Genomic DNA, 13,296 nt, shown 5'->3' with positions numbered 1-13,296 from the left:
AGGGCCAGGAACTGCTGGTCTCCACCGCCAACTCCGCCGACGAGATCGGCACCTCCCAGGTCAACGCCGACCTCGCCCTGCGCACCTCCACCGACGTCGCCGCCGGTGAATACCACTCCACCCTGACGCTGTCCCTGTTCAACCAGTCCTGAACCACAGGCGCGTCTTCGCCGTCGCCATAGGCGGACAGCGACCGCCCGAACCAGTTGACGACATGGCCGGGGGCGCGGCGGGGGGACACCCCCACCGCGCCCCCGGCGCACGCATGCCGGTGGCCACCCCGCCGGCGGCCGTCCGGCCTCCTGCGCTGAAACATTCAGACATCCCATTTCTGGACGGGATCGGGACCGACGCCTTTAGAGACATGGGCTGTCTGCACCCATGCGAGGCGAGTGACGGCATTGCCGACGCGGCATGCGCAAACGCGGCCACTGCCGCGCCTCACCTTCGTTTCCACTCGCCGAACGGGCGGGGCCCCGCTGCCGCCGGGCCGCGTCACGCGCACGCTCGCCGGTGGGGGAGTGTGGACAGATCCCGCTGCCTGACATACAACGACATCCAATGTCTCTGCGGTGACCGTCTGCTCATCTCCGGGAAACATCCAATGGATCGTGTCATGCGTACCGTCGCGGGCCCGGGTCCTCGTGGCCGGGCCGATCCTCACGGGCTGCCGTGCCCATCGTCGCCGTCCCGCTACCGTCGCCGTCCCGCCCGCCGGCGGCGAGCGCGGTCCGCCCGCCGCGACACCGCGCAGGAGAAGACGCACGAGGCGGTCACCCGAGCAGAGCCGAAGGGGCCGGCCTCGACGGCCGCGCACGCCCGGGAAAATCCCCCCGATCGCGAGAGGTATCTCGTCATGTCCGCATCCTCGTTCCAGTTCAGCCGCCGGCAACTGCTCGCCACGGCCGCGCTCGCCACGGCCGCCGGCGCGCTGAAGGCCGGCCCCGCGTGGGCGAACGCCGGTCCGCAGAGTTACAGCGCGAGCTGGTCGTCGGTGGACCAGCACCCGCCGGCCGCCGAGTGGTTCCAGGACGCGAAGTTCGGCATCTACTACCACTGGGGCGTGTTCAGCGTCCCGGCATTCGCCAACGAGTGGTATCCGCGCAACATGTACAACAACGGGTCAGGCGAGAACAACCACCACAAGAGCGTCTACGGTGACCCGTCGGTGTGGCCGTACCACAACTTCATCAACGGCGCCCGGGACAAGGCCGGCAACTGGGTGCAGTTCGCGCCCAAGTTGAAGTCGGCCGGCGGCAACTTCGACCCCGACGAGTGGGCGCAGCTGTTCGCCGATGCCGGCGCCAAATTCGCCGGTCCGGTGGCCGAGCACCACGACGGCTACTCGATGTGGAACAGCCGGGTGAACGAGTGGAACTCGGTCGCCACCGGGCCCAGGCTCGACCTGCTGCGGCTGCACGCCGACGCCATCCGGGCCAAGGGCCTCAAGCTTCTGGTGGCCATGCACCACTGCTACAACTTCACCGGCTTCTACCAGTGGGTGCCGACGCAGTCCACGACCTCGCTGAAGAAGCTGTACGGCCAGCTCAGCTTCGCCGACGAGCAGCAGCTGTGGTACGACAAGCTCAAGGAGGTCATCGACGGCTACCAGCCCGACGTCATCTGGCAGGACTTCAACCTCAGCCGGCTCGACGAGTCCCGGCGGCTGGCCTTCCTGTCGTACTACTACAACCAGGCGGTCGCCTGGAACAGGGACGTCGTCGCGACCTACAAGGACGGGTTCAACACCAGGGGAGAGGTCGTCGACTTCGAGCGCGGCGGTCCGGGCGGCATCCAGACCCCCTACTGGCTGACCGACGACAGCATCTCCAGCTCCAGCTGGTGCTACACGGCGGGCATCGGCTACTACTCGCTCAACGCCATGCTGCACTCGCTGATCGACCGGGTCAGCAAGAACGGCAACATGCTGCTGAACATCGCTCCGATGGCCGACGGCACGATCCCATCCGGGCAGCGGTCGATCCTGCTGGGCATCGGGGACTACCTCAAGCGATTCGGCGAGTCCGTCTACGCCACCCGCGCCTGGGCGATCTACGGCGAGGGCCCCACCCAGATGGGCGGCGGTTCGTTCACCACGCCGCGGGCGGGCACCAACACCGACATCCGCTTCACCCGCAGCAAGGACAACACGGTGCTGTACGCCACCGTGCTGGGCTGGCCGGGCAGCACCCTGCACATCACGACTCTGGGCGCCAACCGGATCAACCTGAGCAACCTGGCCTCGGTGCAGCTCCTCGGCTCCTCGGCGGGCCAGTACACCACCCTGCCCAACCGCACGCAGGACGGCTCGGCGCTGCACATCTCGATGCCCTCGTCCAACGCCCCGTTCAGCGCCCCGGCCTACGTGGTCAAGCTGACCTTCAACGGCCAGATCCCCGCCCCGGGCTCCGGCGGCACCCCCACCGGCTACGTGCGGATCGCCAACGCCACCACCGGCCTGGCGCTGGACAGCGGCGGCAACGTGGCGTCGGGGTCGAATCTGAAGCAGTGGAACTGGGACGGCAGCACGAACCTGCAGTGGCAGCTGGTCGACCTGGGCGGCGGCTGGTACCGGATCGTCAACCGCACCAACGGCATGGTCGCCGACAGCTGGGGCAACACCGCCAACGGCGCCAACGCCCGGCAGTCGGCCTGGAACGGCGGCAACAACCAGCAGTGGCGCCTGAACGACCTCGGCAACGGCCGCTACCAGATCGTCAACCGCGGCACCGGCACGTCCCTCGACGGCATGGGCTACACCACCGCCGGCTCCGCCGTCGGCATGTGGGCACCCAACGGCAACACCAACAACCAGTGGACCATCACCGGCGTCTGACCCCGACCCACCGCGCGCGTTGGACCACGACGCACCGCAGGCATTGGAGCACGAGCCACCGCGCGCGTTGGACCACGACGCACCGCGCGGCCCGGAGACGGAGGACGCCTCCGCCCACCCCGGCGAACAGGGCAGGATGAAGGACCCGCGCGATGGCGGGGCGTGCCGCCGGTGCCGCGAGTCCGCCCGGAAAGGTCGTCCCGGGCGCGAGAGGTTCACGAGGCCAGGTCTCTGATATCAGGGACCTGGCCGCCGGTTTTTCCACCGGTTCTGGCCCCGGCACCGCCACCGCCACTGGCCCCGGCATCGCCACCGGTCCCGGCACTGGCCCCGGCACCGCCACCGCCACTGGCCCCGGCCCCGTCAGCGCCAGGGCCACCGCCACTGGCCCCGGCATCGCCACTGGCCGCCGCCGCGCTGCCGCTCCCACCGCGATCGTGCGGGCCGTCCTCGTCCGCGGGCCGTCGGCGACGATCGTCGCTCACGATGAGAAGGGCTCTCCTTTCCGGTCCGTGACGCACTCGTCCGGATGGCGCAAGTGTTATCGCTCTCACCAGCCGCCGTCAAGGAAGACGCCGCGCGGAGATGAATGTTACGCATCCGTCGTGGCGGCATCCCGCGTCCATCGAAACGGGCCTGACCTGCGGTTGAGGACGGCATCGGGGCCGGGCGGCGCGTCCGGGCCGGAGCCCGGGGCTTGACACCGTCAACGGCACGCTCTAGACCCTGATGTTACCGATAACTCCTACAGGGCGTCGCCGATTCCGGGACGCCGAACGGCTGGGAGCGCCGCTTCCGCGCGCCTCCGTCGTTTCCGCCTTCACGCCCCCAACGAGGAGAAGAACGATGCACGACTTACCCGTTCACCCGGCGGCAGGGCGGCGACGGTCGCCGGGCGCCGTCGCGCCGCGCCTGCTGATGGGCCTGCTCACGGCGCTCGTCACGCTGGCGGCCACCGCGCTCACCTGGACGGCGCCGGCCTCCGCGGCCCCCGCGCCGCTGGTGAGCGCCGGCTCCGGCCGTTGCCTCGACGTGAAGGGCAACGTCGACACGCTCGGCACCGCGCTGGACATCTGGGACTGCAACGGCCAGGCCAACCAGGGCTTCGAGTTCACCTCGGCCGGCGAACTGCGCACGATGAACGGCACCCGCTGCGTGGACGCCTACAACAACCAGACCTCGCCGGGCACCCAAGTGATCATCTGGTCCTGCAGCGGCCAGGCCAACCAGAAGTGGCGGCAGAACTCCGACGGGTCGATCGCCGGGACGCAGTCGGGCCTGTGCCTCGACGTGGACCACGCCGGCACCGCCAACGGCACCGCCGTCATCCTGTGGACCTGCAACGGGCAGAGCAACCAGAAGTGGGGCGGCGGCACGACCGGCGGCGGCAGCGCCCTCGTGGTCGACGCGAGCAGCGTCGTGCGCCCGGTCACCCGCGTCGGGTCGGGCACCCTCTACGGCCTGTCCGACGCGAACACCCCGCCGGTGTCGATGATGCAGCCGCTGAAGCTGCACCAGCTCCGGCAGCCGCCGCCGCTGCACGAGCACCGGCCGAACGGCTCCCCGGTGCCGATCGGTGACACGCTGAACGTCTGGCGCAACGCCGCCGCCGTCGGCGCGGTGATCACGGTCGACATGGCCGACAGCTTCGACGGCTTCCCCTACAACTGGACGAACTGGAACGACTGGTACAGCCGGATCGACAAGATGATCGCGGCGGCGAAGTCGGCGGGCGTCAGCAACATCGACGCCTGGGAGCCGTGGAACGAGCCGGACTGGACCTGGCCGTCGGCGTCGGGCGTCTCCTTCAACGAGGGGTGGGTGCGGACCTACCAGCGGATCCGGCAGAGCGAGCCGAACAAGGCCATCATGGGCCCGAGCTACTCATACCTGGACCTCAACCGGATGCGGTCCTTCCTCACCAACGCGAAGGCCACGAACACCCTGCCCGAGGTGGTGTCGTGGCACGAGCTGAGCGGATGGCAGCAGGTCACCGCCAACGTCCGGGCCTACCGCGCGCTGGAGCGCGAGCTGGGCATCTCGCCGCGGCCCATCTCCATCAACGAGTACGCCACGACCGGCGAGATCGACGTGCCGAGCAGCGTCAACCATTACGTCGCCCAGTTCGAGCGCGAGGGCGTGCGCGACGCCGAGCGGGCGTTCTGGTACGAGGCCGGCACGCTCAACGGCCTGCTGTACAACGGCCAGCCGACGGCGTCGTACTGGATGTACAAGTGGTACGCCGACCAGACCGGCAACGTCGTCAAGGTCACTCCGACCACGTACAACGACGGCGTGGCCGCCTATGACGGCGGGACGTTCAGCCTGGTCTTCGCCGGTCAGGCGGGCAACAACACGATCCGCGTCGACGGGATCGGCGGGCTGGGCTCCTCGGTCACGGCGACCCTTGACTACGTTCCGGGCTCGGGACGCAAGACGAACGTGCCGGCGGCGACCCGGGTGTGGTCGAACGCCTACAGCGTCACCAACGGCAGCGTCACGATCCCGATCGCCAACCAGGACGCCAACGGCGCCTACCGGCTGGTCCTGACGCCGAGATGACATGCGGGAAGGAGGCCGCCGGGCGCCCGGCGGCCTCCTCTCCCACCTGTTCGCGGACGGCTGCTCTCGACGCCTATTCGCGGACCAGGTGGAGCAGGGCGCTGGCGTAGTCGCCGGGAGCCAGATCGGGGAACAGGCCGTGGGTGAGCAGGACGGCCCCGTGGTGGACCTCTCCGGTGGCCGTGTCGCGGTAGCGCCCGTCCGGGTCGAGGGCGCGCAGCGGGATCCCCGGATCGGGGTGGCCGAACCGGCGGCCCCGGCGGTGGACGAGCACGGCGGCCTCGCCGCCGTCGGCGGCGAGATACTGCACGGCCGACAGCTCGCCGCCCGGCGGCAGCAGGCGGTACTGCCGGCCGTGCTGGACCAGTGGGCGGATCCGCTTGTAGTCGGCGACCAGCTCGGCCGCGCGGTCCAGATCGGCCCGGCTCCACTCGGTCAGGGCGCCGCCGATCGCGAGCACCCCGGCCATGGCCACGTGGAAACGGAAGTCGAGCGGGATCTCCCGGCCGGTGAAGGGGTTGGGGCTGTCGGTGACCCACGCGCCCATCACCCGGGCCGGGTAGAGCTGCGAGAAGCCGTGCTGGATGTCCAGCCGGTCGAGGGCGTCGGTGTTGTCCGACGTCCACACCTGGTCGGTGCGCCGCAGGATGCCGAGGTCCACCCGGCCGCCGCCGCTGCTGCACGATTCGATCCGTACGTGCGGGTGGGCGGCGCGCAGCCGGTCGAGCACGTCGTACAGGGTGCGCACATGGCCCAGCCACAGCCGCTCGTCCGGGCCGGCCTCGGTGAAGGGGCGGTTCATGTCCCACTTGAGGAAGTCGATGGCGTTCTTGGCCAGCAGCTCGTCCAGCGTCCGGAACAGCCAGTCGCCGACCTCCGGCCGGGACAGGTCGAGCACGAGCTGGTTGCGGTGCTCGGTGCGCCGCCGGTGCGGCCGGTGGATCACCCAGTCGGGATGGGCGCGGTAGAGGTCGCTGTCGGGGTTGACCATCTCCGGCTCCACCCACAGCCCGAACCGCATGCCCAGCTCGTGCACCCGGTCGATCAGCGGCCCGAGCCCGTCGGGGAAGCGGTGCGGGTTGGGATACCAGTCGCCGAGCCCCGCGGCGTCGTGGGTGCGGGCGCCGAACCACCCGTCGTCCACCACGAACAGCTCCACGCCCATCCGGGCGGCCGACTCCGCCAGCCGGATCTGCCCGTCCATCGAGACGTCGAAGCCCGTGGCCTCCCAGGAGTTGTAGAGCACCGGCCGGACCTCGCCGGCATGCGGCAGGACATGCCGGAGCTGGTGGTCGTGCCAGGCGCGGCTGGCCGCGCCGAAGCCGCCTTCGGTGAAAAGGCCCGCGCAGACCGGCGTCACATGTTCCTCGCCGGTGCCCAGCTCCCAGGTCACGGGGTCGTGCCCGGCCCCGGCCGACAGCGTCACCCGCTCGGTCGGAAGGCGCTGGGCGGTGAGCCGCCAGCTCCCGCTCCAGGCCAGCGCGCAGGAGTAGACCGCGCCGTGCTCCTCGCCCGCCGTGCCGTCGTCGACCATCGCCCAGGGGTTGGCCTGATGGCTGGTCACCCCCCTGCGGCTGGTCAGGACGGTCTCGCCGTACGGCAGCTCGGTGCGGTGCAGGCGGGTCTCGGCGCCCCACTGACCGCGTACGGAACCGAGCCGGTAGCCGTTCATCCGGGGGAGGACCCAGGTGGCGGAGTCCGCCCGTGCGACGGTGACGGGCTCGCCCTCGTTGCGCAGGACCAGGTGGCGCTCGATCACGTCGCCGTACAGGCGGTAGTGGCACTCCACGGTCAGCGGGTAGTGACGGTCGGCGTACGCCAGCACCAGCTCCCGATCGGTGCGGCGTTGCCCGGTGAAGACGAGCTCCAGGTCGCGGGTGCCGTCGGCGAAGCGCACCTGCAGGCCGGCCTGCCCGTAACACATTCCCCCGGTCGCGATCAGGTCGAAGGACCCCTCCAGCGGGTCCTCCACCGGCCGGAAGCCGGGCCGGGGTAGCCGTAGCAACAGCGAGGCCGCCTGCTCGGGGGTGAGCCGGGGACCCCAGTGCATGACGCGCGGCCGGTCGGCCTCGTCGAGGTGCAGTACGTAGGAGGAGGACGGCCCGGACAGCACCCACAGGCGGTGTTGCGAGTCGTGGTAGATCATCTCAGCCTTTCGACGGCGAAGGAGAAGACGGCATGGCATGCGGGACCGCTCCGCCCGCATGCCGCGGCGGAGGGCTGTGGAGCCGTGGGAGGTCAGGCGGACGGGGGCGCGCTGCTCTCCCGCACGATGAGTTCGGGCTCGCTCCAGGCCGGGACGGCCGGGGCGTTCTGCGGGTCCAGCCTGCGGTGCAGCAGGCCGAAGCAGGCCCGGCCGAGACCCTCGAAATCGAGCCGGACCGTGGTGAGCGCGGGGTTGAGGTAGGCCGAGGTCGGGGAGTCGTCGAAGCCGACCACGCTGAGGTCGCCGGGGATGTCCCGCCCGGCCTCGCGGGCGGCCCGCATCACGCCCAGCGCCAGGTCGTCGTTGCCGCAAAGGATCGCGGTGACCGATCGGTCCGCGAGCAGGGAGCGTACGGCGAGGTAGCCGGATCGAGGGCTCCAGCCGCCGGGCAGCGACTCGGGCAGCGGCCGGCCGGCGGCGCGCAGCGCGTCCTGCCAGCCCTGGGTGCGCTGCGGAAGCGCGCTCGTGGAGGAGGGGATGGCCACGTAGTGGACGGTCCGGTGCCCCAGGCTCAGCAGGTAGCGGGTCGCGTGCGCGGCCGCCGCTCGGTCGTCCAGCCAGATCTGCCAGGGGTCGTCCGGCCCGTCGTCGGGCCGCCGCTCGACGGCCGCCGCGACGGGGACGTCCGCGGGCAGCGCCCGCAGCGCGCGCACGCCCGCGTCGTCGAAGGCGATCACCATGACCGCCTCCCCGGGCCGGTTCAGCCGCAGGGCGATGTCGGCCTGGCCGGAGTCCCGCTCCAGCACGCTGATGCCCACGAAGAACCCGGCCGTCCTCGCCGCCTCCTCCATGCCGCGCAGCGTGGCGGCGGCGCCCCACAGGGCGGTGTCGGAGGTGAGGACGGTGACCGAGCGGACCGGCCCTCCGGCCAGCGCCTGGGCCAGCCGGTTGGGCCGGTAGCCGAGCTCGGCGATGACCTGGAGGACCTTGGCCCGGGTCGTCTCGCTGACCCGGGCCTTGCCGTTGATGACGCGGCTGACGGTCTGCTGGGAGACACCGGCCACCCGGGCGACGTCCCAGATGCTCGCCGACCGCGCGCGAGGAGCGTCCTGGGCAGGCATGTGACCGGTAACTTCCATGAGTCAGACCTTACTTGATGGCGGCGTTGGCCTCGGTGGTGATCTTCTGGGCGGCGTCCTGCGGCGACAGCTGGCCCAGCCAGACCTGGTTGAAGATGTCGAGCGCCTTGACGTTGTAGACGTCGGCCGCCTCGGTCAGCGGGTAGCCCATCGTGGTGCCCTCGGCGGCCTTCTTGAAGCCGGTGACGTCGACGCCCTTGGCCTTCCACGCGTCGGCGAAGACGTCGTTGAGCGAGGGGATGCCCGGCCAGACGGCGCCCGCCTGGGCGACGGCCTTCTGATGGCGTTCGGACGTCAGCCACTTGAGCAGCTCCCACGCTTCCTTCGGGTGCTTGGTGCCGGCGTAGACGGCCTCGGTCAGGCCGTTGTAGACGCTGCCCTTGCCGACCGGGCCCGCGGGGAGGTCGGCGACGCCGAAAGCGCCGCCCGGCAGCGCGGTGTCGAACGCGCGCAGCATCCAGCTTCCGTCCATCGCGGCGGCCGCCTCGCCGCGCCCGACCACCTGGTCGAGGGACGGGCCGTTGGGCGGGTTGGTGACCGTGGCGGGCACCGCGACGTGGTACTTCAGCCGCAGGTCCTGGACGAACTGGACGGCCTGCACGCAGGCCGGCTGGTCGATGGTCCACCGGCCCCACGGCTTGTCCTGGAGCGTGCAGCCGTTCTGCAGGGCGAAGTTCCACCAGTCCTGCTGACCGGTGGGCGCCTGCATGGCCAGGCCGTACTGCTTGACCTTCTTGGGGTCGAAGCCGGCCTCGTCGGCGTGCTTGCCGTTCTCGTCGACCGTCAGTTTCTGCAGCGTCTTGACGAAGGTGCCGCCGTCGGCGGGGTTCCAGGTGAGGCCGTCGAGGTCGGCGGGGGTGAGCCCGGCCTCCTTGAGGGCCTTGGTGCTGTAGAAGAGCCCGATGGTGTCCCAGTCCTTGGGCAGGCCGTAGACCTTGCCGTCCACCTTCCAGCCCTCGGCGAGCTTGGGGTCGTAGATCGAGGTGTCCACCTTGTCCTGGGCGATGAGCGGCGCCAGGTCGGTGAGCACGCCCTCCTTGCTGAACTTGGGGAAGTAGGAGACGTGGTCCCAGAACACGTCGGGGGCCGAACGGCCGGCGAGCTGGGTCTGCAGCTTGCTCCAGTAGTCGTTCCAGTTGTTCAGCTCGATCTGCACCTTGATGGTCGGGTGGGCCTTCTCGAACTCGCGGATCGACTGCTCGATCGGGGGTTTCTGCACCTCGTCCCACATGGCGTACCGGAGGGTGACGGTGCCGCCGGTGGAGTCCGAGTCGTCTGCGCCGCCGCACGCGGCCAGGGACAGCAGGGCCGCCGTCGCAACTCCGGTTATGACGATTTTTCTGGACATATACGTATGCCCTTCTCTCTGCGCGGGGGGTGGTTACTTCAGTCCGGTGAGGGCGATCGAACGGACGATGTGCCGCTGGAACAGCAGGAAGATCACGACCAGCGGCAGCAGCGCGAGGGCGGCGGCCGCCAGGATCAGGTGGTACTGCGAGGAGTGCTGGCCCTTCAGCGCCGAGATGCCGAGCGTGACCACCCGGATCGCGTCGCCGTTCGTGACGATCAGCGGCCACAGCAGCGTGTTCCAGGTTGTGATGAACGTGATGGTCGCGAGGGTGGCCAGGATCGGCCGGCTCAGCGGGAGCAGCACCCGGACGAGCACGGTCAGCGTGCCCGCGCCGTCGATGCGCGCGGCCGACTCCAGGTCCACGGGAATCGTGCGGAAGTACTGCCGCACGAGGAAGATCCCGTACGGCGTGCCGAAGGCGGTGGGCAGGATGAGCCCGAGATAGGTGTCGATCAGCCCGAACTCCCGCATGATCAGGAAGAGCGGGACCAGGGTGACGATCTGCGGCACCATCATCGTCGCGAGGTAGCCCCAGAACAGCGCGTCGCGGCCGGGGAACGACATCCTGCCGAAGGCGTAGGCGGCCATCGTGCTGAACACGACCTGGCCGGCCGTGACCGCCCCGGCGTAGACCAGCGAGTGCATCAGGAAGCCGGCCATGTCGTAGTCCGACCAGACCTGGGCTAAGTTGTCGAACGTGACGGGGAGGGCGGGCTCCCAGGCGGGCGTGGTGAGCACCTGCGCGGGTTCCTTGAACGCCGAGTTCAGCGTCATCAGGTAGGGCGCGACCGAGACCACGGCGCCCGCGAAGAGCACGAGATACAGCGCGATCCTCTTCATCCGCATCCTCCTCATCCACGTCCTCTTCAATTGGGTCCTCTTCATCGGGTCCTCAGGAGAAGTCGTAGACGGTGCGCTTGCGGAAATAGAGGAACTGCACCGCGGTGACCAGCAGGATCAGCGCGAACAGCACCATCGCCAGCGCCGAGGCGTAGCCGGACCGGAAGAGCTGGAACCCCTGCTGGTAGATGTGGAAGTTCAGCACGTCGGTGGCGCCGCCCGGACCGCCCTGGGTCATCACGAAGACCGTGTCGAAGATCTGGAACGACCCGATCATGTTCGTCACCAGTACGAAGAACAGCGACGGCCGCAGCAGCGGCAGAGTGATCATGAAGAACCGCTGCACCGGCGTGGTGCCGTCGATCGCCGCGGCCTCGTACAGCGTGTGCGGGATCGCCTGCAGCCCGGCCAGCAGGATCAGCATCGTGTAGCCGGTGTACTGCCAGACGTTCACCGAGGCGATCACCGGCATGGCCCACGCGGGGTCGGTGAGCCAGTTCGGGCCGTCGATGCCCACCGTGCCCAGCAGCTGGTTGACCACGCCGTATCTCGGGTCGAACACCCAGGACCAGATGATGCCGAGCGCCACCGGCATGGCCATCCAGGGCAGCACGAAGACCACCCGGAGCACCTTGCCGCCGCGCATCCGCCGGTTCAGCGCCACCGCCAGCAGCAGCGCCAGCACGGTCTGCGCCGGGATGTTGAGCACCACGTAGTAGATCGTGTTGAGCACGGCCCGCCACACCTCGGGATCGGCGGCCAGCTCGCGGTAGTTGTCCAGCCCGACGAACGACGGCGCGCCCATCAGGTTCCAGTCGAACAGGCTCAGCGCCGCCACACCGAAGATGGGCGCCACCAGGAAGAGCAGGAAGCCGACGAGGCTCGGCGCGAGCAGGGCGTACGCCTCGGCGACGACGCGAACCCGCGCCGCGAGCCGGTGCTCCACCCGGCGGTGCCCCTGCAGGGATCGGTCGTAGCTGATGTTATCGATCACATTCTCTCTCCACAAGCCACCAGGGACCCGGAGGATTCCGGTGATGCAGAGAAGAGTTATCGATAACATCGCAGCCGTCAAGTGCCTTCGATCCGCGACAGCACGCGATGTGCGTGGAAAGCCAGTCCGCCCGGCCAGACCACCCGCCAGACCGTGCGGGCGTGATCCCCGCGTCGCCGTGGGGAGCCGGGCGGGTCAGGACAAGGGGCCGGGGGAGTCACGACGAGGGGCCGGGCCCGTCGAGTCGCGGACGCTGAGGGTCGTCGCCAGCTGGAGATGCCGGGAGGCGGGCTGGACGCCGTCCGCCATGCCGAGGACGGTCTCGACGGCCATCCGGCCCATGCCGACGAGAGGCTGCCGGACGGACGTGAGCCGGGGCGTGGTCCACTCGGTCTGCGGCGTGTCGTCGAACCCGGTGACCGACAGCTCGCCGGGGACGGCGATGTGCAGCTCCTTGGCCGCGGCGAGGACGCCGACGGCGATCTCGTCGTTGCCCGCGACGACGGCGGTCGGCCGTTCGTCCAGCGAGAGGATGTCACGACCGTGCTGGAGTCCCGCCTCGACGGAGAATGCCTCATGGCGGATCAGCGCGCGGTCCGGCGTGAGGCCGGCCGAGTCGAGCGCGGCCTGGTATCCGTGGAAACGCTCCACCGAGGGGGCGGAGCCCAGCGGGCCGCCGATCCAGGCGATCCTGCGGTGGCCGAGCCTGATGACGTGCTCGGCCGCCGAGCGGCCGCCCGCCCAGTTGGTGGCGCCGATGCTGACGACACGTGATTCGGTCGTATCGATCGGGTCGATCGTCACGGTGGGCACCTCGAGATCCTCGGCGGCGTGGAGCACCGCGTCGGGCACGGCGACGGCGAGCGCGATGACACCGGCGACACCGGTCGCCTTCTGCTCCTCCATCCAGGCGCGGGCCGCCGTACGGTTCGTGCTGATCGGCTCGCCGGGCGGCAGGCGAAGGAGGAGCTCGGCCCGCGCGGAGGTCGCGGCCACGAGTATTCCCTGGAGCACCGTCCCGGCATAACGGGACTCCACGAAGTCGAGCAGGGTGACGAGGGCCCGGTCCCGGGTCCGCTCGTGACGCGCCGTCGTCGGCCTGTAGCCGATCTCGGCCATGACCCCGAGGACAAGCTCCCGTGTCTTCGGCCCCACGTCGCCGCGCCCGTTGAGGACCTTCGACGCGGTCGTGGGGGAGACACCGGCCAGCCGGGCGACATCCGCCAGGGTGGCTCGCTCGGAACGACCTCGCCGTGGCATCAGGGCTCCTTCCGGGCTACGAAACTCTTTCGGAACCTAGCACGGGCCTGACCGCCACGTGCCGGCAGGCGTTCGCCCTTGTTCGTCCGTTGACACCGGACGGACCCACCACCTACTGTCCTGCCGACGTCGAACGAATCGCGAAATACTTTCGGACCTCTCCTTCCC

General features: G+C 70.0%; 8 protein-coding genes. 2 read left to right on the top strand and 6 right to left on the bottom strand.

Annotated features, from left to right (window positions below):
* Nucleotides 1–856 precede the first annotated feature (856 nt).
* Entirely contained in the window at nt 857–2,836 is a 1,980-nt protein-coding gene (locus FLX07_RS34890; RefSeq protein WP_142576088.1) for an alpha-L-fucosidase, read from the top strand.
* Nucleotides 2,837–3,682: 846 nt separating this feature from the next.
* Nucleotides 3,683–5,398 carry a lectin gene (locus FLX07_RS37295; protein WP_223853370.1) on the top strand — a complete coding sequence of 572 codons (1,716 nt, stop codon included), beginning with the start codon at nt 3,683–3,685 and terminating at the stop codon, nt 5,396–5,398.
* Nucleotides 5,399–5,471: 73 nt separating this feature from the next.
* Here the strand turns inward: FLX07_RS37295 and FLX07_RS34880 are convergent, their stop codons facing one another.
* The 6 genes from FLX07_RS34880 to FLX07_RS34855 all read right to left on the bottom strand — a co-directional run bounded on the left by FLX07_RS34880 (nt 5,472) and on the right by FLX07_RS34855 (nt 13,128).
* Nucleotides 5,472–7,544: an alpha-galactosidase gene (locus FLX07_RS34880; RefSeq protein WP_142576086.1), complete on the bottom strand. Its 2,073-nt coding sequence runs from the start codon at nt 7,542–7,544 to the stop codon at nt 5,472–5,474.
* Between the two features lie 92 nt (nt 7,545–7,636).
* Nucleotides 7,637–8,683 (bottom strand): LacI family DNA-binding transcriptional regulator, encoded by a 1,047-nt coding sequence (locus FLX07_RS34875; RefSeq protein ID WP_142576084.1) that lies wholly within the window; start codon nt 8,681–8,683, stop codon nt 7,637–7,639.
* Nucleotides 8,684–8,693: 10 nt separating this feature from the next.
* Complete coding sequence (locus FLX07_RS34870; RefSeq protein ID WP_142576082.1) at nt 8,694–10,031, bottom strand: ABC transporter substrate-binding protein; 1,338 nt, start codon at nt 10,029–10,031, stop codon at nt 8,694–8,696.
* A 33-nt stretch (nt 10,032–10,064) separates the two neighbouring features.
* A complete protein-coding gene (locus FLX07_RS34865) occupies nt 10,065–10,874 on the bottom strand; it encodes a carbohydrate ABC transporter permease (protein ID WP_208762552.1) in 810 nt (269 codons plus the stop codon).
* Nucleotides 10,875–10,926: 52 nt separating this feature from the next.
* Nucleotides 10,927–11,868, bottom strand: a complete 942-nt coding sequence (locus FLX07_RS34860) for a carbohydrate ABC transporter permease (protein ID WP_208762551.1) — start codon at nt 11,866–11,868, stop codon at nt 10,927–10,929.
* Between the two features lie 195 nt (nt 11,869–12,063).
* Complete coding sequence (locus tag FLX07_RS34855) at nt 12,064–13,128, bottom strand: LacI family DNA-binding transcriptional regulator (RefSeq protein WP_142576076.1); 1,065 nt, start codon at nt 13,126–13,128, stop codon at nt 12,064–12,066.
* Nucleotides 13,129–13,296 lie beyond the last annotated feature (168 nt).

The sequence above is a fragment of the Microbispora bryophytorum genome, assembly GCF_006874465.1.
Lineage (GTDB): Bacteria > Actinomycetota > Actinomycetes > Streptosporangiales > Streptosporangiaceae > Microbispora > Microbispora bryophytorum.
The sequence above is the reverse complement of the archived record's forward strand: the minus strand, read 5'-3'. Positions and strand labels throughout refer to the sequence as shown.